The organism is Nitrospira moscoviensis, from assembly GCF_001273775.1.
GTDB lineage: Bacteria > Nitrospirota > Nitrospiria > Nitrospirales > Nitrospiraceae > Nitrospira_D > Nitrospira_D moscoviensis.
In genome coordinates this window covers 1,306,752-1,326,513 of the sequence record NZ_CP011801.1, presented here as the reverse complement: position 1 = coordinate 1,326,513, position 19,762 = coordinate 1,306,752, and the positions used below count along the sequence as shown (strand labels likewise).

The window sequence follows — 19,762 nt, the reverse complement described above, 5'->3', positions numbered from 1 at the left end:
GGGTCATCAGCTATCGGGAAAAGGGGCTGTAAGTGACCGATGACTATTCCTTATCCCTGTGTCCCGCCGACCGTGATTTCGTCGATCTTGATCGTCGGCAAGCCGACACCGACCGGAACCGATTGGCCGTCCTTCCCGCACGTGCCGATGCCGTTGTCGAGTTTCAAGTCGTGGCCGACCATCGACACCTTCGTCAGAATCTCCGGCCCGTTTCCGATCAGCGTGGCGCCTTTGACCGGCTTGGTGATCCGGCCGTCTTCAATCAGATAGGCCTCGCTGGCGGAAAACACGAACTTGCCGTTCGTGATGTCCACCTGCCCGCCGCCGAACGAGACGGCATAGAGGCCTTTTTTCACGGACCGGATGATGTCCTGCGGGTCCGACTCGCCGGCCAGCATGAAGGTATTGGTCATGCGGGGCAGCACGACGCTCTGATAGCTTTCGCGCCGGCCGTTGCCGGTCAGCGGGATGCCCATGAGGCGGGCATTGAGCTTGTCGGTGATGTAGCCTCGGAGAATACCTTTTTCGATCAAGACCGTCCGGGTGGTCGGCGTCCCTTCATCGTCCATATTGAGGGACCCCCGGCGAAACGGAAGGGTCCCGTCATCGACGATCGTGCAGACATCGGAAGCCACGCGTTTGCCGATCAAACTGGAAAAGGCCGAGGTCTTCTTGCGATTGAAGTCCGCTTCAAGCCCGTGCCCGATCGCCTCGTGCAGCAGGATGCCGGGCCAGCCGCCTCCCAGCACGACCGGCATCACTCCGGCCGGCGCGTCGATGGCCGACAGGTTGAGAATCGCTTCCCGCGCCGCTTCTCGCGCGTATTCCAGATAGCGATTCTGCTCGCGATAGAACTCGAAGCCGACCCGTCCCCCGCCGCCGAAGCTTCCCACCTGGCGATTGCCGTTGTCTTCGGCGATGCAGGTGATTTGCAGGCGCGAGAGCGGTTGGATATCGCCGATCAGCGTCCCGTCGGAGGTCGCGACCGCCACGACCTTATACTCGGTGTTGAACGACGCCATCACATTCTTGATGCGCGGATCGTAGCGCCGGGCCTCCGCGTCGATCTCGTTCAACAACGCCACCCGCTCGGCCGTCGCCACCTCGGCTGAGGCCCGTTCAATCGGATAGAGATCCCTGGTCGGCCGGCGTTGCGCCGGCACCGGCACGGCATGGTCGCCTTTGGGACTGTTGGCGATGTAGCGGGCCGTATCGGCCGCCAACTCCAAATCCTTCTTCGTGAGCTCGTCCGAATAGGCGAACCCGGTCTTTTCCCCGGCCGTCGCGCGCACCCCCACGCCCTGGGAGATGCTCTTCGCCGCCCGCTTCACGATCCCTTCTTCCATCGACACGGATTCGGACACCCGCGACTCGAAATACAGGTCCGCGTAGTCGACATCCCGCACATTCAGCCGGTCGAGCGCATGCTGCGCTTCGCGCTCGGTCAGGCCGAAGGTCGCCAACTGCACTGCGTCTATCGTCATGCCGGTTCCTCTCTGCTCCAGGAGAATGAGCGCAAAGTATAACTGATCCATTTCCGCAGCCGCAATGCAATGATGCGGCCTCCACGCCGGTTCTACGTAGTTTCCTGCTTCTCGTTGACATTCCCCACCCCCGCCAGTAGACTTTGTTCGCCTACCCTAGGGGCATCTCTAAGAAGGAACACAACCCGTTTCCATGGCACAGACGCCGAGTTCAAGCCTCGACCACCTTTCCGAATCCGAGCTCACGGCCAGATTGGACCAAGAGGTGCTTCCCAAGCACGTCGCGGTCATCATGGACGGCAACGGGCGTTGGGCCGAGTTGCGCGGGCTGCCGCGCATCGCCGGGCACCGTGAAGGGATCAATTCGGTCCGCGAGATGATCGCGCAGTGCCTCGAGCTCGGCATCCGAGCTCTCACCATCTACGCCTTTTCCCAGGAAAACTGGAATCGCCCCTCGCAGGAGATCAATGCGTTGATGGGGCTCCTGGAACATTATCTCTCCACCGAACGGGACAAGCTCATCGAACAGCAAGTCCGCTTCAGGGCCGTCGGGCGCCTGGAGCTGCTGCCGGAATCCGCGCAACATTGGGTGCGGACCACGGAGAAGGAAACCGCCCATCTCGACAAGATGGCGCTCACCGTGGCGTTGAGCTACGGCGGGCGTGCGGAAATCGTCGACGCGGTCAAAGGCCTGCTGCGGGACGCCGCCAGCGGGACGGTGCAGCCGGATCGGATCGACGAAGCTCTGTTCGACCGGTATCTCTCCACTCACCCGCTGCCGGATCCCGATCTGTTGATCCGCACCAGCGGCGAGACCCGGATCAGCAATTTTCTCCTCTGGCAGCTCGCCTATACGGAGCTGTACTTCACGCCGACCCTCTGGCCCGACTTCCGCCGGCGCGAATTCCTGCTGGCGCTGATCGAATACCAGCGGCGGGAGCGCCGCTTTGGCCGTGTCCTCAGCACCGTATCTTCGTAGCCCTGTGGCCACGCCGCACTCCGCACAGGCCGCCGGCGACGCTCCTCCGCCCATCGCCTCCAAGTCCTCGACCGGCCGGCGCTTTGACCCGCGGCGTGTCTATACCGCCGTCGTCCTCGCGCCCGCGATCTGGGCCGTCATCCGCTATCTGCCTCCGTGGACCTTCACCTTGCTCCTCGTGGCAGGCGGTTCGATCGCCCTGTTCGAGTTGTATCGCATGGCCTTCGGTGGGCGGACGAACCGCATGCTCGTCGGCTTGGGATTGACGTTGGCGGCCTTCGTGATCTCGCGCGCGCACCTTGGCCTGACGGCCGCGGACGTGTTGCTGCCGGGCACCATGGCCCTCATTCTAGCCATGCTGTTTACGGATGCTCCGGCTGAGCACCGATTCAAGGACACGGCGACCGTGTTGTTCGGCGTGCTCTACGTGGGACTGACGCTCGGCGCATTGGCCGGAACCCGCGCCCTGCCGGGCGGCGAATGGTTGGTTCTGTTCGTGGCGCTGGTCACATGGGCCGGGGACACCGGCGCCTATTATGCCGGCAGTCTCTGGGGCCGGCATCTTCTGGCGCCCCGCGTCAGTCCCAAGAAAACGATGGAAGGCCTGCTCGGCGGATTGGTGCTTTCGGTCTTGGCGGCGCTGCTCGCGCGCGCGTGGTTCCTTCCGGGCTTTTCCCTGGCCGATGCGCTGATCCTAGGCATCCTGCTGACCGGCGGAGGACTGCTGGGCGATCTCTCCGAATCGGCGATCAAGCGCAGCGCCGGCGTGAAGGATTCGGGCGGCATCCTGCCCGGCCACGGCGGCATGCTCGATCGGCTGGACAGTCTCTTGTTCACCGCCCCGGCATTCTACTACTATGTCGCACTAGTGCGCGGCGTGACGACGCTGCCCTGACAAGGAGTGGGCATGAAGACCATCATCATTCTGGGCTCCACCGGCTCGATCGGCACCAATACGTTGGATATCGTCCAACGCTTTCCGGAAGAATTTCGTGTGATCGGATTGACAGCCGGCGGCAACATCGAGAAGCTGGAAGAACAGATCCGGCAGTTCAAGCCTCGAGCGGTCGCCGTGTCCACGGAAGCCTCCGCGATCGAACTGAAGCGCCGGTGCACGGGCCTGCCGGTCGACATCGTTTACGGGGAAGACGGCATCGCCCGGGTGGCGGCCATGCCGGGCGCCGAATTGGTGATCTCCGCGATCGTCGGCGCGGCCGGCCTGGTGCCGACGCTCGCCGCCATCCGCAGCGGCAAGCACATCGCGCTGGCCAACAAAGAACCGATGGTGATGGCGGGCAAGCTTATGCAGGAAGAAGCGCGCAAGCATCAGGTGCGAATTTTCCCGGTCGACAGCGAACACAGCGCGATCTTTCAGTCCCTGGAAGGCCACCGGCTGCAAGATGTTCGGCGACTGATCCTGACGGCCTCCGGCGGCGCGCTGTGGACGCTTTCCAAGGAAGAGCTGCGGGACGTCATCCCCGAACGCGCGCTGCAGCATCCGAATTGGAAGATGGGATCCAAGATCACCATCGATTCCGCGACGCTCATGAACAAGGGTCTGGAAGTCGTCGAAGCGCGCTGGCTGTTCGACATTCCGGAGTCCCGCATCGACGTGCTGGTCCATCGGGAAAGCATCATCCATTCTCTGGTAGAATACGAAGACCGTTCGATGATCGCGCAGCTGGGACTCCCCGACATGCGGACGCCCATCTCCTACGCCATGGGGTATCCGGAACGGATGCCCTTGGATCTGCCGTCGCTCGATCTGACGGAGATCGGCAAGTTGACTTTCTCCAAGCCGGATCACGACCGCTTCCCCTGTCTCCGGCTGGGCTATGAATCGCTGCGCATCGGAGGCACGATGCCCGCGGCGATGAACGCGGCGAACGAAGTGGCGGTTGAGGCGTTCCTGAACGGCGGCATCCGCTTCGTCGAGATCGCGGACGTCATCCGCAGCACGATGGACGCGCACGCGGCCCGCGAGATCCGCGGCCTGGACGACGCGCTCGAAACCGATCGCTGGGCGCGTGAGAAAGCCGACGCCCTCGTTCACGCCCTGCCCCACTGACGGATCATTTTGAATTTTCCAGAATCAATGTTAACGTGATCGAGGCATGACCCCTCACCCTTTCACCCGTCGAGTACCACTATGATGTCCGCATTGACCTGGTCCCCCGATACGATATGGGTTCTGATGCAAAAGGCCTGGTGGTTTTTGGTCGTGTTGGGCGTCCTGGTGGCGTTCCACGAATTGGGCCACTTCCTCGCGGCCCGCTGGGTCGGCGTGAAGGTGCTCAAGTTCTCGCTGGGCTTCGGACCGAAGCTCTTCGGCCGCCAGGTCGGCGAAACGGAATATCTGGTGTCCGCCGTACCGCTCGGCGGCTACGTCAAGCTGTTCGGAGAGGATGAAACGGAAGCCGCGACGCCGGACGACCGCCGCCGCTCTTTTGCCCATCAACATCTCTGGGGAAAAGTCCTCATCGTGGCGGCCGGCCCCGGGTTCAATTTCATTCTGGCCTATCTGATTTTCGCCGGGTGGCTCTCGACAGGGGCGCCGCTGTTCGTCCCCACCTTCCGCGACCTGAGCGCCGATGTCGAAGCGCTGGTGCCCGGCTCGCCGGCCGCCAACGCCGGGGTGGAGATCGGCGACCGCATCGTCAAGGTCAACGGCAAGGACATCTCCACAAAAACCGAGCTGCTCGACGCCGTAGCCAAGAGCAAGGGGCAACCGATCACCCTGGAAGTGCGGCGGGAGGGCCAGGCCAAGCCGTTCACGGTGACCCCGATCCCGGCGCCGGGAGAGGCAGCCGCAGGAGAAGAGGTCCTTTACACGATCGGCGTGGAAGAAACGCCTCCGTTGGTCACCTCGGTGATGCATGGCTCGCCCGCCTCGGCGGCCGGATTTCAACCGGGCGATCGCGTCGTGGCCATCGAGGGACAGCCGATCTATACGTGGGCGCAAATGACGACCCACGTGAAGGACCATCCGTTGAAACCGCTGCGCGTCGAGGTGCTGAGGAACGGCCAACGGGTGCCGCTCACCGTGACCCCCACGGCTGAAAAGGTCACGGTGAACGGCCAGACCGTCGAAGTCGGCAAAATCGGCATTTCGGGGCCCGGCCGCTCGCTCATGCGCTCGGACAATCCGCTGGAAGCGGTCTATCACGGCCTGGAAGCCACCTGGGGATGGACGGAGCTCACGACGATCGGGCTCTATAAGATGATCGTGGGCGACATCTCCAGCAAGAACATCGGCGGCCCGCTCACGATCGCCAATATCTCCGGCGAAGCGGCTTCCCAAGGGGCATCGAGCGTCGTCTTTTTGATCGCCATCCTGAGCATCAACCTCGGCGTCTTGAATCTGCTTCCCATCCCCATCCTGGACGGCGGGCACTTGCTCTTTTTCCTCATTGAAGGCATCCTGCGCAAACCGCTCGGCGAGCGGCAACGCGAATTGGCCCAACAAGTCGGCTTGGTGCTGTTGGTGGGCGTGATGATTTTTGCGTTTTGGAATGATCTGGAGCGGATCTTCTACAGATAGAAGCTTGCGATGAGTGATTCCATGATGTGTGATCGGCTAGAATTTCATCTTCTCGCTCATCACTCATCACCCATCACTCATCACTAAGCTTTACTCTATCCCAGCATGCGCACCTCCCAAACGCTCATTCCAACGCTCCGTGAAGATCCCGGTGAGGCGGAAACCGTCAGCCACCGGCTGATGCTGCGCGCAGGGCTGATCAGGAAAGTCGCGGCCGGCATTTACACCTATCTGCCGCTCGGACTGCGTATCATCCGGAAAGTCGAGCAGATCATCCGGGAAGAGATGAACCGCGCAGGCGCGCAGGAACTGCTGATGCCCATCGCCTCCCCCGCCGAATTGTGGAAGGAAACGGGCCGCTGGGACTATTACGGCAAGGAGCTGCTCCGCTTCAAGGACCGGCACGAGCGGGACTTCTGCCTGGGACCCACCCATGAAGAAGTCATCACGGATCTGTTCCGGCGGGAAGTCCGCTCCTACCGGCAGCTGCCGGTGAACTTCTATCAGATCCAAACCAAATTTCGGGATGAGATCCGGCCGCGCTTCGGCCTCATGCGCGGGCGCGAATTCATCATGAAAGATGCGTACAGCTTCGACGTCGACGAAGCCGGCGCCAAGCTCAGCTATCAGAAGATGTACGACGCCTATACAAGGATCTTCACGCGCTGCGGCTTGACGTTCCGCGCCGTCGAAGCAGACACCGGCCTCATCGGCGGCGATGTCTCGCACGAATTCATGGTTTTGGCGGAGACCGGAGAAGCCACGGTCGTCTATACGGACAAGGGCGCCTATGCGGCGAACTTGGAGCGGGCCGAAGTGCCGCCCCCCGCAGATGCGGATCCCAGCCCCCTGCGCCCGCTTGCCCCGGCCGCCACGCCGCAGCGGCGGACGGTCGACGAGGTGACGGCGTTTTTGAAGGTCTCGCCGCGGCAGCTGGTCAAGACGCTGCTCTATACGGCGGAAAAGGACACCGTCGCGGTGCTGATTCGCGGAGACCACGAGGTCAACGAAGTCAAGGTGGCCCGCCTGCTCGGCGTCAACGAGATCCAGCTGGCGACGCCGGAGAAGGTGAAGGAGTTGACCGGCGCCCCTCCCGGCTTCGCCGGCCCGGTCGGTCTCAAAGTCAGAATCCTGGCCGACCATGCGGTGAAGGGCATGAAAAATTTTGTAGTCGGGGCGAATCAGCCGGACACGCATTACGTCGACGCCAACCTGGACCGCGACTTTTCCGTCGATCGGTTCGCCGACCTCCGAAACGCGCAGGCCGGCGACCCTTCGCCGCGCGGGGACGGAGCCCTCGTGGTGGCGAAGGGCATCGAAGTGGGCCAGGTTTTTCTCCTCGGCACCAAATACAGCCAGAAGATGAATGCGACGATCCTCGACGATCAGGGCAAGGAACGGTTGGCCATCATGGGGTGTTACGGCATCGGCGTCGGTCGCACTGCGGCCGCCGCGATCGAGCAGAACCACGACGAGCGCGGCATCATCTGGCCCTACCCCATCGCTCCCTTCCACCTCCATCTGCTTCCCGTCAGCCAGTCGGAAAAAACGGCGCAAGCCACGGCCGCGCTCTATGATGCTCTTCAGGCGGCGGGCTTCGAGGTGCTCTGGGACGACCGGGAAGAACGGGCCGGCGTCAAATTCAACGACGCAGACTTGATCGGCGCGCCCTTCCAAGTCGTGGTCGGCGACAAGGGGCTGGCCGACGGCGTCGTGGAAATCAAAGTGCGGCGCACCGGCGCCAAGTCGCGCGTCGCGCCGGCCGAGATCGTCAACCATCTCCGCGCCCTCGTATCCGCCTCCGCTTAGCGCCGAAAGCCACACCGCCTCCGTTTTGCTCCGGATGATTGTAAAACTGGCTTTTCCTTGCCTTCCCAAGCCGTTGGGCTAGACTGAGGTTCGGTTCTCAACCGTGGACGTTCCCACGACCGAGTCTCAGCCACACCACCGCCGATGACGATGTCGCGCTGAGCCCGAAGGACACAGCCCCGCATGCAAGCCAAACCGCTGCCCCAGAGCACCCAGGAGCTGCAGCTCAAGACCGAGTATGCCGAGCACGTCAAGCGGATCACCAGTCAGATCCATGCCGCCAGCGACCTCGATCAGATTCTGCTGGACCTCCACAAGGACATCCTGAGCCTCTTTGACGCCGAAGATCTGACGCTCTTCGCCTTCGACGCCGAGAAGAAGGAAATCTTTTCCAAAGTCCCGCACGTCGATACGGTGGAGGAGGTTCGCATCCCGATCACCGAGCAAAGCCTGGCCGGCTTCTGCGCCAAATATCTGCGGCCCGTCAACATCGCGGACGCCTACAACATGGCGGAGCTGCAGGTCATCCACCCCTCGCTGCTGCACGACACGTCCTACGACAAGCGCACCGGCTTCAAGACGAAACAAGTCCTCACGTATCCGATCGTCGCGGACAACAAGTATTTGATGGGCGTGCTGCAGTTACTCAACAAGAAAAGCGGCAGCCGGTTCACGCGGAAGGACGAAGAATGTGTGGCGGAGATCGCCAAGGCACTCGGCATCGCGTTCTTCAATCTCCGCAAGACCGCCAAAAAGAACCCGACCAAATTCGATCTGCTGGTCAGCAACAACCGCATCAAACAGCAGGAGCTCGACAACGCCATCGCGGAATCCCGCAAAGGCACCTCCGATCTGGAAAGCATCCTGATCGAAAAATACAAGGTTCCGAAGGTCGAGCTCGGCAAGTCCCTCGCACAGTTCTTCAAGTGCCCGTACATCGAATACAGCGAGCGGACACTGGTGGACATCGAGCTGCTCAAGAATCTCAACGTCGACTATCTCAAGAAGAATCACTGGATGCCGCTCAAGCGGGACCGGACGGCCATCGAGATTCTCACCGACGACCCGGGCGATCTCGACCGCGTGCAGGACATCAAACGGACGTTTCCCGGCCTCAACATCCGCTTCGCCGTCAGCCTGCGCCGCGACATCGCGCAATTCCTCGGCTCGGCGACGGGCCAGGGGGACGGCGGCGGACGGAAACTCGATGAAAACGTCTCGGACATTCTCGGCGAGCTCGTCACGGAAGCCCAAGCCGAGGCGATGGAGGACGCGGCGGGCAGCGGCGGCCTGGATGAGAACGACAGTGCGATCGTCCGACTGGCCAACCAGATCATCGCCGACGCCTACCGCCAGAACGCCTCCGACATTCACATCGAACCGTACGGCGAAAAGCGCGAAACGCTGGTCCGGTTCCGCGTGGACGGCGACTGCTTCGAGTATATGAAGATTCCGCAGAGCTATCGGCGCGCCATCGTGTCCCGCCTCAAAATCATGGCGAGCCTGGACATCGCCGAGCGCCGCAAGCCGCAGGACGGCAAGATCAAATTCAAGCTCAGCGAAACCAAGGAAATCGAGCTGCGCGTCGCGACCCTGCCCACGGCCGGCTACAACGAAGACGTAGTCATGCGTATTCTGGCCGCGAGCGAGCCGCTGCCGCTCGACAAAATGGGGTTTTCCGACCGCAACCTCAAGGGCCTCAAGGACATCGCCGAGAAACCATACGGCATTATTCTGTGCGTCGGTCCCACCGGATCCGGTAAAACCACGACGTTGCACTCAGTGCTGGGCTACATCAACACGCCCGACATCAAAATTTGGACCGCCGAGGACCCGGTCGAAATCACGCAATACGGGCTCCGCCAAGTGCAGGTCCAACCCAAGATCGGCCTGACGTTTGCTGCCGCGATGCGGGCCTTTCTCCGAGCCGACCCGGACGTCATCATGGTCGGCGAAATGCGGGATAAAGAGACGGCGGATACGGGCATCGAAGCCTCGCTCACCGGGCACCTCGTCCTGAGCACCCTGCACACCAACAGCGCGGTTGAGACGGTGACCCGTCTCCTCGACATGGGCTGCGATCCGTTCAGCTTTGCGGATGCGATGCTCGGTGTGCTGGCCCAGCGTCTCGCGCGCCGCATCTGCAAAGATTGCAAGGAACAATACGTCGGCACGCCGGAAGAGTACGAAGAACTTCGACAAGGGTACGGCGCGGCCTATTGGGACAAACTCGGCATCAAGCAGGACAATACCTTTCGGCTCTCCCGCGGCAAGGGCTGCGAAGCCTGCAATCGTTCCGGCTACAAAGGGCGCGTGGCGTTACACGAACTGTTGCTGGGCTCGGATCAGATCAAGCGCATGATCCAACAAAAGGCCCGCACCGAAGACATGCTCAACACCGCCCTGGCGGAAGGCATGACGACCCTCGTGCAAGACGGCATCCAAAAGGTGCTCCAGGGCCATACGACTTACAAAGAAGTCAAAGCCGTGGCGATCAAGTAACCCGGCAGCTCACCTCTCAGACCGAGGCCCGCCGGCAAGGCCGGCGGGCCTCGCCGTTTCACCCTCGATAGAGATCACCGGCCTTCACCTTCCGCCCGCGTTTCTGTAGAATGCGCCCGCTTCCGACCTTCAGAGAGGAGGCTCTGACATGCAGCTCCGCCTTGCGCTCATCGTCAGTGTGGGGGTCCTCGCCGGCTGTGAGAGCACGGACAGGGCGTTGAATACGGCCGAACGGCTGCTGACCTCGAGCACCGGGCGCACCGTGGTCGACATCGCGCAGGGCAAGGACCCCAAGCAGATTCTCAAGGAAAAGGCGGACGTGTACCAGCGAGATCCGGAAGCCGCCATTCGGGATCTGCGAACGATCCGGCGCGACTTTGAGACGATCATGGCCGCGCTGACCGGGAACGTCCGGAAGACATGGGGAGAAAAGGAAGTCAAAGTCCCGGAGCAGAAGCGCTACGTGAAATACACGCAAAATTACATGAGCCGGGCCATCGTGGATTTCGACAAAGGCACCGTGGTGGTGGAAACGCTCGACGACAAAAGCCCGCGGGACAGTCTCAAAAACGCCATCGTCACCACGCTGCTCACGCCCCACGACCCGCGCGCCGTCGATCTCTTTTCAGACAAGGCCGTCTCGCTGACGGGCGACAAAGAGCCCTATCTCCTCGGTCTGGTGGTCGATCACCAAGGCAATCCCGTCCGCACCCCGGATCGGGCCGAACAGTTCGCCGCCTATCTTGTCGATGGCCGCAGCCAGACGAGAACCGTCGAGCTCAACGGAACGGCGAAAACGGCGCTGTTCACGACGATTTCCATGGTGTCGAATTTCTCCAACCGCCAGGCGGAGAAGTACCGATCCGTCGTCACCAGGTTTGCTGAGCAGTACCGCATCAGCCCCAGCCTCGTCTTTGCCGTCATTCGGACCGAGAGCAACTTCAATCCGTTTGCGGTCAGTTCTGCGCCGGCCTACGGCCTGATGCAGCTGGTGCCGAGCAGCGGAGGCCGGGAGGCGTATCGCAAAGCCAAGGGGCGCGATTCCATTCCGACGCGGGACTATCTGTTTGACGCGGAGAACAACATCGAGCTGGGCACGGCCTATCTCAACGTGCTGTCCTATACCCAACTGGAGCAGATCGAAAACCAGGTTTCACGGGAGTACTGCGTGATCTCCGCCTACAACACCGGCCCGCGCAATGTCTACAAGGCGTTTTCGACGGACGCCGGCGCGGCGGTTCAGCAGATCAACAGCCTGCAGCCGCCGGCCGTGTACGAACGGCTGAAGGCCCACCTTCCCTATCAGGAAACGAGGGACTATCTCACCAAAGTCGTCACGTTCCGCAAGCAGTTCATCACGTCGTCTGAGGGCGTGCGATAATCGGCGAGAAAACTGACTGGACGATGCGCGCGGGCGCGGCGTCGAGCCTTTGGTGGCCTTCAAAACCTCGTACCGGCTGCGAGCGCCATGTATTTCCGCAAGCGGCTGTGCGCCGCTTCCGTCAGCTTCTTGAACGCCAATCCGTAAATCTGGTCTTTCGTCCACCGCACGGTAGCGACCGCAATATCGGCGGGCGCCGCCTGCTTCGGCAATCGTAACCTCAGCGAGACCTGATCCCCCGGTTTGAACGGCGCTTCGGTGCTCATCCGCACGCCGCGCAGCGAGAGATCGTAAACGACGCCGAGATCTTCACTGGGCTTGCTGAACCACCCGCGGCGCTCCAACCGCGCCACGGAACACGTGAAGGGGATGGGGGCCCGCACTCGGGGATGGCGGCGAAAGACGTTGAGGACGGATTCTCGTTGTGACGCGGTCTGCATCGCTGACGGGCCTCGTGCGGTCTACTGTAGCGCACGAGGCCCGTTTCGCGAATCAATTTCCGGTTTTAACCGCCGAATGCGTCTGCTGGCGGGGCGGCGTTCCCGGAGCATGGCTGTGACCCACCGGCCGGCGGTCTCTGAAAGCGTCCCGTCGTCCATGACCATGGCGCGGCGATCGAGGAGCTGCCGCCGCCCCCGCGCGGCCGTCGTAGGCCGGCTTGGCGCTGCCGGGCGCCAGCGGCACCACCTGGCCCAACAACCGCTCGATGTCGCGCAGCTGCTGGTGGTCTTCCGCAGTGACAAAGCTGGTGGCGCGTCCGGTCGTCTTCATGCGCGCCGTGCGTCCGATGCGATGGACGTAGTCTTCGGGACAGTTCGGCAAATCGAAGTTGACGACATGGCCGATGTTCGCCACATCGATGCCCCGCGCGGCGATGTCGGTGGCGACCAGCACGCGGAACGTTCCGCGCTTGAAGCCTTCCAACGCCGCCCGGCGTTGCGAGAGACTCCGGTCCCCGTGCAACACGGCGACCTTGTGGCCTACCCGTCCGAGGACCCGCCCAAGCTTGTCGGCCCGATGTTTCGTGCGTGTGAAGACCAGCACCGTTTCCTGTTCCTGTCCCAGGAGCGACAGGAGCAGCTCCGGCTTGGCGTCGTGCGTGGTGTGATGCACCGCCTGCGTGACGCCGTCCGCGGTGGTGGCCGACGGAGCGACCATGACGCGCACGGGGTTGTTCACGCTGGCCTGAACCAGCCGAGTGAGGTCGGCCGGCAGGGTCGCGGAGAAGAGCAGCGTCTGCCGCTCTTCCGGCAGCGCATCCAAAATCTGGTTGATCTGCGGCGCGAAGCCCATATCGAGCATGCGGTCGGCCTCGTCCAACACCAGCATCTTGATGGGCGTCAGATGGATCGTGCCGTTCCACATGTGGTCGAGCAGGCGGCCCGGCGTCGCGACGATGATGTCCGGTTTCTGCCGAAGCCCCCGCACTTGCGCCTGCATGTCGGCGCCGCCCACGATCACGGTGGCGGAAATCCGGCGGCTGCGGCCGAGCTTGTCGATCGTCGTCAGAATCTGCATGGCGAGCTCGCGCGTCGGCGCCAAAATCAGCGCCTGCGGTTGCCCCTTCGGCAGCGCGGCGAGCCGTTCGATCATCGGGACGACGAAGGCCGCGGTTTTGCCCGTTCCGGTCTGCGCGCACCCGATGACATCGCGGCCCGCAAGGGCCGGCGGAATCGCTTGCACCTGGATGGGCGTGGGTGAAGAAAACCCGGCGCTGGTGAGGTCCCGCAAAAGGGCATCGGACAGACCGAGACTGTGAAAATTGAGGTGAACAGACGTATCCACTACACTATCCTTTCAGTTTGATCGCATTAAGACGGGATCAGAGAACCGAGGGGAGAGACAACCGGGACGGGTGCAACTCCAAACTGGACCTGGTCGCGATGCGATCGCGAAGTCCGTTATGGTTGATACATCGCCGCCGCCGGACTACTACGAGGGAAATGTATCGACACCATACAGGAAGATTTTTGCCGCGTCAACTCACTGCAAAAAATAAAAACAAGAGGGACGGCTCATTGCCCTGCTCCTGCGTCGCAACCGTTCGCGATCCTGGCGGAAGTGTGCTATCGTGGAACACCGATGGTTGATGCATCGCACGGAGTGACTCCCTCATGACGACGACCGCCGCCCCATCCATTCGCTTGGCTCGCCGCTTCCATGTCGGCTGGACCATCGTCCTCTTTTCCTCGATCGTCATCGGCGCGCTGGCCGCCATTCCGATCTACGCCTACCTCTATGATTACACGGCGCTGCACTGGTGGCTCTTTGGCTCTCTGTACCTCATCAGCGGGCTCGGGATCACGGTCGGATATCACCGGCTGATGTCGCATCGCAGCTTTGACTGTCCGGACTGGGTGAAAGCCGGGCTGTTGATTGCCGGAGCCTGGGCCCTGCAGAACTCGGCCATCAAATGGACGGCGGATCATCTACGGCACCATGCCCACTGCGACGAGGAGGCGGATCCGTACAACGCGAAGCTCGGATTTTGGCACAGCCACTGCGGTTGGCTGTTCTCAGAACGCAAGCACGACGATATTCAGTATGCCTCCCGTGTGGCGCAGGATCCTGTCGCCCTCTGGCAGCATCGCCACTACACAGCCATCGTGCTGGCGGGCTTGGCCCTGACCTTCGCCATAGGATTTGTCGAGAACGGGCTGGTCGGCGGCCTCGGATGTTTCCTGCTCGCCGGGGTGGGCCGCACCTTCGCCGTATTGAATTCGACGTTTTGCATCAATTCCGTCTGCCATATCTGGGGGAATCAGCCGTTCAGCTCAAAAGATTCCAGCCGGGACAGCTGGTGGGTGTCGCTCATCACATTCGGTGAGGGATATCACAACTACCACCATACGTTTCCCAGCGACTATCGCAACGGAGCCCACTGGTACGATTTCGACCCGTCGAAGTGGCTGATCTATACGCTGTACTTGTTGGGGCTCGCCTCAGGTTTACGCACCGCTTCCTACGCGGCGGCGGATCGCTCGCCTCGAGCCTAATTGCGCCCGACCGGCCGCCGGGCTTCACACAATTTTTACAGCTCATGGGTCGCCATGTCGGCGGCCGCGTGGTACAGTAATACGTGCCGGGGCAACCCCGCACATCACAATCCTCGAACCGACATCACCGACCAGGCAAGGAGCATCACCATGAACATCGATCAACACCGCACCACCTCCGGATGGGTTCGCATTCCCGACGGCACCAAAGTCCGGCACCGTGTCGAAGCCTACGAAGGCGTGATCGACGGGCTCACGGAAATCGTGACGGGCCCGCAACGCAATCCGGACGGCAAGACGCAATATCGCGTCAATATCGGACCGGGCGCGCGGCAACTGGTATCGGAAGACAATTTGACCATTGTGCTCGACAGCGAAAACCTGGTCATCATCGGACGAGAAAAGGAGCCGTATCGCCGTTCCGTGACGATGCACTTGCGCACCGCTTTTTCCGAGGACCGGTTTGTCAAGTCGGCCTAGCGCGCGTCGTCGGCCCCGGCATTCCGAGGCTGGACGATCACCTCGTTCTCTAGCGGGTCTCGCATGGAATGAGCCGCTACGCGGCCTCTTACTGGTGTTGCGCGGACCGAGAATCTGATCCTGAGCCGGACCTGAGACGCTCCCTCCCGTCTTCCGTCGGTTCCTCTCCGCCTATTCTCGCGTCACACACCACCCTATCGCGGCTGCGTCCTCCGCCAGAGTCCTTCCGTCGCTGCCGTCGCTCACTTGTACCACCAACGAGGCACCCCTGATGCAAGCCCTGTCCCTGCGCCTTTCAATCGGCCTGATCGGAATCCTTGCACTCACAACGCCGGCGGGCGCGCTGAGCTTCGCCGAGGATAGCCCGCTCATCAGTATCGGCCCTCGCCTCGGGTTCAGCGGACAATCGCCTTTTCTAGGAAGAGAGCAGAAGCACAATTTTCACCTGACCGACCTTGCGGCGGTCTGGCGGCTGCCTTGGACATGGCAGCTTGGCGACAGCTCATGGCGCATCGGCACGAGATTGACCACCAGCGCGGGCCATCTCTCGGCAGCCGGCGACAGCGGGCTGATGGCGACAGTCGTGCCGGCGCTCTCACTGGGCGGATGGAACGATCTGGTGACGTTCGACCTCGGCGGCGGAATCGGATTGTTCAGCCGGGAGAAGTTCGGCATACAAGATCTCGGCGGGCCGGTACAAGCCATCGCCACGGCCGGCGTTCAAGTCCGTCCGTTCACGCATGCGTATGCCGGATTCCGCGTGCTGCATTTTTCTGACGCCGGCCTCTACGGATCGTCCAGTCTCGGCGTAGATCTCTATATCGTCGAGATCGGCTATCGCTTCTGAAGCGGACTGCAGGAGACGGCTCCCGCTCTGCGGAGGTTTTCGTCTGCAGGAATTTGACTCACGGCGACGCGCATGATACGCTGCAACCTCGTTCGACGATATCCTCTCCCTCGCGCTGTGACATACCGCTGCGCGACCGGCTCCTCAGTACAACTGTTCTTCCCGGTCCCTTCGGTCAGTAAAAGACCGGTTGCCATGTTCGAACCGTCGTTCGACGATCCCGGAAGGAGTGCATGATGAAAATATCCACGGCATGGGGTGGTAACAAGGCCAGAAAACGTAAACGCCCCGTCCAGAGATTAAAAATTCGATGGGACCTCCTGGGCTTCCAACCGGCCTCTCAGGACGATGAGTCGCCATCGATCGAAGACATTCGGCGACAGGTATCATCGCTGGCCAGCACAGGATTCGGTCAAGAAACACGTCTGCGATCCGTGGCCAAGAAGACCGCGGACCGTTCGGGGCCCGGAGTGGGACGTATCACCGGGGCGCGTAGCCGAAGAGCAAAGTAATCGGCCTGAAACGGCAGAGAAAGGACGGGGACCATCGGACGACCAGGAAAAACAACCATCGCCAAGCGCGATCGCGAAAAAGCCAGGCAGATGAAGCAGCGGGAGAAGGAAGAGCGCCGCGCTCAACGCAAAGCGGAGAAGGCGGATCGGCGCCCGGCCGAGGACGGAATCGATCCCGACTTGGAAGGATTACAGTGGGGACCTCAGCCGCCGATGTTCTAACGGCCCGTCAGGCCAGGCCGCGTTTCTTGGCCTCTTCCAACAGCGAAGGCGGCCGGTAGTCCTTCATGGTGTTCCAGCGCTGCCACACCGAGTCATCCACCGTTTCGTTCACCCCGGTCCCGAAGGGGCGTTCAAAGGGCTTGCCGAATTTCATCGCCTTGTACAGTCCGAACATGAAATCGCCGAACGAATCGGCCACCTTGGCCCGATAGTCGCTCGCCTCCACCGTTCGCAGTTCTTTCAGACCCAACCCGCACGCCACCGCCTTGTCCTGCATCCAACGCAGAGGAATGTTGTGGAGCCGATCGTACTTGTAGCCCCCGCCCACGTTGGCATGGGCACCGATGAACCAGCGTTGCTCGACGTCCTGATTTTCCGGTTTCCGCTTTGTCCAGACCGTCGCTTCATAATCTTTCCGCCGTTCATCGACGGCCAGAGCATGATAGGCATAATCGACGATCTTGCTGAGCTCCGTGTCGTGCCACTGATAGTGATCGCGCCCCCAAGGGACGAGCGCGCCGGTAAACGGAACGCCCAAGCTCCCCACGGTGTCCCACACGCCGACAAATTTGACTCGGATCTCCCGCGAGTAGGTCGCCCGAAACGCCGCCGCTTCCTGGCTGTCGGGGCGCAGGTCTTTATTGCGATAGAGTGCATAGGCTTGTTCCACCAACTCCTTCGCCGGCTTCTTCAATAGTCCGCTTTTGCGGATCAGACCCACCAAACTTCGAGCGGTGTACGCGCCCCGGCTGAATCCGAACACATAGAGCTCGTTGTCATCCGCTTTCGCCCATTCGCCGGCCAGCCACGCATAGGCTTCCCGAATGTTTTCCGACAACCCATAGCCGAACGCGCCGCCCCGGAGACGGTCGTACCAATTGGTGCCGGGACCGCGGTCATACCATTTCTCTTGCGGCACCCCATCGAATCCCTCTTTGGCGACCGCGTCGGCCATGCGCGCGACATTCGTCCGATCATCGCGGGTATTCCAGGTGCCGTCGAACAAGACAATCAGCCGCTTTTTCATAACGCCCTCCTGCGGGAGACGCCCGCTTGGATTCTCTGGTCGCCGCACATCGCCGGTCCCTGACCTTTTCAAGGATACTGCGGCCACGAAAGGAACCAGCCCTGTGAATGAAGAGGTGCGGAGGACAGTCGGCCAAGAAGCCCTGTGCTTTATCGACGATCGCCGAGAGCAGCAGTTGAGGGAGTGAGAGCGGCGCCGGTTTTCGAAGCCATGCGGCGGCTCTCCGCGACTCCCGGTCGTCGAACCTGGCAGAGCCGCCAACGTGTTACCGCGAGGCTAGCGAGAGCGGACCCCGCGCTTGGACGATCGCCCCACCACCATGCGGTTGAGGAATCTGAGCTGGGCGATCAAATGCCGTTCGATATCCGGATCGCCTCCCGCGAGAGCTTCCGCACATTGCCGGAGCGCCGTCAATTGCTCACTGTTCAACTTGTCCAACAGCTCCAACAGCGGACGGGCTTCCTTCCGAAACGGTCCTGCCTCACCGATGAAAGAAGGCAGCTCTCCCCGCTCACCATACGCCTTATGGCGCGCGGCCTGCCGCTCCTTCGCCAATTGCGCCAACATCTCGGCCAGGTCGAGCCGCCCGATCTCGCAGAGCCGAACCAGCACGTCGGCGGAGGGGTACAACGACCCCTTGAGATAGCGGTAGACGGTATTGGCCGTCACCCCGAGCTTCGGGGCGAGCCCGGCTGGATCGAGCCCCTGCGCCTCCATCACCGCCCTGATCCGGTCTCTGATCCGCATCGGCGCTACTCCATACGTCCGGTCGAAGAGAGATACTATCTTTTTTCGCCATAAGCAAATTATGCATTGACTTGCGCGCACGCACATCATAGAGTACCGAACATGTTCCGGCATGAAAAAATACGGATTCGCCGGATCGCCCTTCAGTTGACGGTCGAGGATCTCGCCGATAGGCTCAACCTCAAAAGCCCGTCTGCAATCTCGTTATGGGAGCAGGGACGACGGACACCGAGCACCCATTCCATCGGCAAGCTGGCGCGGGCGTTGCAGGTTCCGGTGTCGTTTTTTTACGACCTTCGCACTTGCGTTCCAAGCACGCAACTACCGATGCGCGGCATTACCCCGCGGCAACGGCAGGTCCTGTACGGCTTGGCGGCAGGTCTGACGCACCGTGAGATGGCGGCGCGGCTCCGCGTCAGCATCCGAACGATCGATTTTCACCACCGCGATCTGAATCGCATCTTCGGCGTGAGCCGCGTCGTCCTCTTGCTCCGTGAAACCGTCCGCCTGAAGATCCTTCCCGACAACGTCCTCGGTATCCCGCCGGACACGCTGCTTCGGCGCATAGCGCATTGACCGAGAGACGGGCCCCTCGTCCTTGAGCCGGCTCACTTCGACATTCTCACTGGTTCAGTTATCAGACACACTCAGCGGCGTGAAGGACCGGATAGTGGCGTCATGGGCGCGCTGATTTGTGCAATCGGTCGACGCCTTCCCGGCAGTAGCCGAGCGGCAACCACCGGCAAGTTCCGCAGATGGCCGGCAAATCGCCGCCGCTCACCGAGCGGCTGATACGGTCGAGAATCTCCCTCCAAGGGAGGCGACTTCCAGCCTCGATTCCCAGCTTCCGAAGCACCACATGGTCCTGCTCGTGCATCTCCTCTTCGGACCGCGCGCCGTTCAAGGTGCATCCCGACAGGCGTCGATGCGGACAGGCCCCACAGATCGTATCGGGCGACGCGACCACTTCCACCCAGGTCTCTGGATGCTCCGTCAAGAGCCGATGCACCTCGGCCATGTTGTTGACAAAGTCGAGACTATACCCCTCCCCGCGAAATCCTTGCAGACAGAGAAGGGTATGCCCTCGCAGGCGGAGAGGAGCGGTCGTGTCGCGGTTCATACGCATGGCCATTTCGCTGCAAAATTGTGTCACCCGCATCCTTATCAAGTCAAAAGCAGCAGGCTGGCAGACGTACTCCCGGTGTTTTATGCTGATGGTATGAGCATCCACGCAT

18 protein-coding genes are annotated in these 19,762 nt (G+C 61.7%); 12 read left to right on the top strand and 6 right to left on the bottom strand.

Annotated features, from left to right (window positions below):
- Positions 1 to 50: 50 nt before the first annotated feature.
- On the bottom strand, positions 51 to 1,484 hold the full coding sequence (gene tldD, locus NITMOv2_RS06490; protein ID WP_053382017.1) for a metalloprotease TldD: 1,434 nt from the start codon (positions 1,482 to 1,484) through the stop codon (positions 51 to 53).
- Between the two features lie 193 nt (positions 1,485 to 1,677).
- Here tldD and NITMOv2_RS06485 point away from each other — a divergent pair, with 193 nt between their 5' ends.
- From NITMOv2_RS06485 to NITMOv2_RS06455, 7 genes are all read left to right on the top strand, one after another.
- Complete coding sequence (locus tag NITMOv2_RS06485; protein WP_053379088.1) at positions 1,678 to 2,463, top strand: isoprenyl transferase; 786 nt, start codon at positions 1,678 to 1,680, stop codon at positions 2,461 to 2,463.
- Between the two features lie 4 nt (positions 2,464 to 2,467).
- Complete coding sequence (locus NITMOv2_RS06480) at positions 2,468 to 3,358, top strand: phosphatidate cytidylyltransferase (protein WP_053379087.1); 891 nt, start codon at positions 2,468 to 2,470, stop codon at positions 3,356 to 3,358.
- A gap of 12 nt (positions 3,359 to 3,370) precedes the next feature.
- Positions 3,371 to 4,531 (top strand): 1-deoxy-D-xylulose-5-phosphate reductoisomerase, encoded by a 1,161-nt coding sequence (locus NITMOv2_RS06475; protein WP_053379086.1) that lies wholly within the window; start codon positions 3,371 to 3,373, stop codon positions 4,529 to 4,531.
- Between the two features lie 81 nt (positions 4,532 to 4,612).
- Complete coding sequence (gene rseP, locus NITMOv2_RS06470) at positions 4,613 to 6,004, top strand: RIP metalloprotease RseP (RefSeq protein ID WP_083447812.1); 1,392 nt, start codon at positions 4,613 to 4,615, stop codon at positions 6,002 to 6,004.
- A gap of 105 nt (positions 6,005 to 6,109) precedes the next feature.
- Entirely contained in the window at positions 6,110 to 7,813 is a 1,704-nt protein-coding gene (locus NITMOv2_RS06465) for a proline--tRNA ligase (protein ID WP_053379084.1), read from the top strand.
- 183 nt (positions 7,814 to 7,996) lie between these two features.
- On the top strand, positions 7,997 to 10,315 hold the full coding sequence (locus tag NITMOv2_RS06460) for a GspE/PulE family protein (RefSeq protein WP_053379083.1): 2,319 nt from the start codon (positions 7,997 to 7,999) through the stop codon (positions 10,313 to 10,315).
- A 148-nt stretch (positions 10,316 to 10,463) separates the two neighbouring features.
- On the top strand, positions 10,464 to 11,696 hold the full coding sequence (locus NITMOv2_RS06455) for a murein transglycosylase domain-containing protein (RefSeq protein ID WP_053379082.1): 1,233 nt from the start codon (positions 10,464 to 10,466) through the stop codon (positions 11,694 to 11,696).
- A gap of 59 nt (positions 11,697 to 11,755) precedes the next feature.
- Here the strand turns inward: NITMOv2_RS06455 and NITMOv2_RS06450 are convergent, their stop codons facing one another.
- Positions 11,756 to 12,136 (bottom strand): PilZ domain-containing protein, encoded by a 381-nt coding sequence (locus tag NITMOv2_RS06450; protein WP_053379081.1) that lies wholly within the window; start codon positions 12,134 to 12,136, stop codon positions 11,756 to 11,758.
- Positions 12,137 to 12,188: 52 nt separating this feature from the next.
- Positions 12,189 to 13,481 carry a DEAD/DEAH box helicase gene (locus NITMOv2_RS06445; RefSeq protein WP_083447811.1) on the bottom strand — a complete coding sequence of 431 codons (1,293 nt, stop codon included), beginning with the start codon at positions 13,479 to 13,481 and terminating at the stop codon, positions 12,189 to 12,191.
- A 329-nt stretch (positions 13,482 to 13,810) separates the two neighbouring features.
- Here NITMOv2_RS06445 and NITMOv2_RS06440 point away from each other — a divergent pair, with 329 nt between their 5' ends.
- The 4 genes from NITMOv2_RS06440 to NITMOv2_RS24620 all read left to right on the top strand — a co-directional run bounded on the left by NITMOv2_RS06440 (position 13,811) and on the right by NITMOv2_RS24620 (position 16,753).
- The gene (locus tag NITMOv2_RS06440) at positions 13,811 to 14,692 is read left to right on the top strand and encodes an acyl-CoA desaturase (RefSeq protein WP_053379080.1); all 882 of its coding nucleotides are present in this window, start codon (positions 13,811 to 13,813) and stop codon (positions 14,690 to 14,692) included.
- A gap of 150 nt (positions 14,693 to 14,842) precedes the next feature.
- The gene (locus NITMOv2_RS06435; protein WP_053379079.1) at positions 14,843 to 15,172 is read left to right on the top strand and encodes a hypothetical protein; all 330 of its coding nucleotides are present in this window, start codon (positions 14,843 to 14,845) and stop codon (positions 15,170 to 15,172) included.
- Between the two features lie 271 nt (positions 15,173 to 15,443).
- Positions 15,444 to 16,019: an acyloxyacyl hydrolase gene (locus NITMOv2_RS06430; protein WP_053379078.1), complete on the top strand. Its 576-nt coding sequence runs from the start codon at positions 15,444 to 15,446 to the stop codon at positions 16,017 to 16,019.
- A gap of 602 nt (positions 16,020 to 16,621) precedes the next feature.
- Positions 16,622 to 16,753, top strand: coding sequence for a hypothetical protein (locus NITMOv2_RS24620; protein WP_274519506.1), 132 nt, complete (start codon positions 16,622 to 16,624; stop codon positions 16,751 to 16,753).
- A 7-nt stretch (positions 16,754 to 16,760) separates the two neighbouring features.
- Here the strand turns inward: NITMOv2_RS24620 and NITMOv2_RS06425 are convergent, their stop codons facing one another.
- Together NITMOv2_RS06425 and NITMOv2_RS06420 are read right to left on the bottom strand one after the other, a co-directional pair.
- On the bottom strand, positions 16,761 to 17,780 hold the full coding sequence (locus tag NITMOv2_RS06425; protein ID WP_053379077.1) for a DUF2235 domain-containing protein: 1,020 nt from the start codon (positions 17,778 to 17,780) through the stop codon (positions 16,761 to 16,763).
- Positions 17,781 to 18,056: 276 nt separating this feature from the next.
- The gene (locus NITMOv2_RS06420) at positions 18,057 to 18,527 is read right to left on the bottom strand and encodes a helix-turn-helix domain-containing protein (RefSeq protein WP_053379076.1); all 471 of its coding nucleotides are present in this window, start codon (positions 18,525 to 18,527) and stop codon (positions 18,057 to 18,059) included.
- A 102-nt stretch (positions 18,528 to 18,629) separates the two neighbouring features.
- Between NITMOv2_RS06420 and NITMOv2_RS06415 the strand changes: the two genes are divergently transcribed.
- Positions 18,630 to 19,103, top strand: a complete 474-nt coding sequence (locus NITMOv2_RS06415; protein ID WP_053379075.1) for a helix-turn-helix domain-containing protein — start codon at positions 18,630 to 18,632, stop codon at positions 19,101 to 19,103.
- A gap of 100 nt (positions 19,104 to 19,203) precedes the next feature.
- Here the strand turns inward: NITMOv2_RS06415 and NITMOv2_RS06410 are convergent, their stop codons facing one another.
- Complete coding sequence (locus tag NITMOv2_RS06410; protein WP_238590482.1) at positions 19,204 to 19,647, bottom strand: DUF1284 domain-containing protein; 444 nt, start codon at positions 19,645 to 19,647, stop codon at positions 19,204 to 19,206.
- Positions 19,648 to 19,762: the final 115 nt, after the last annotated feature.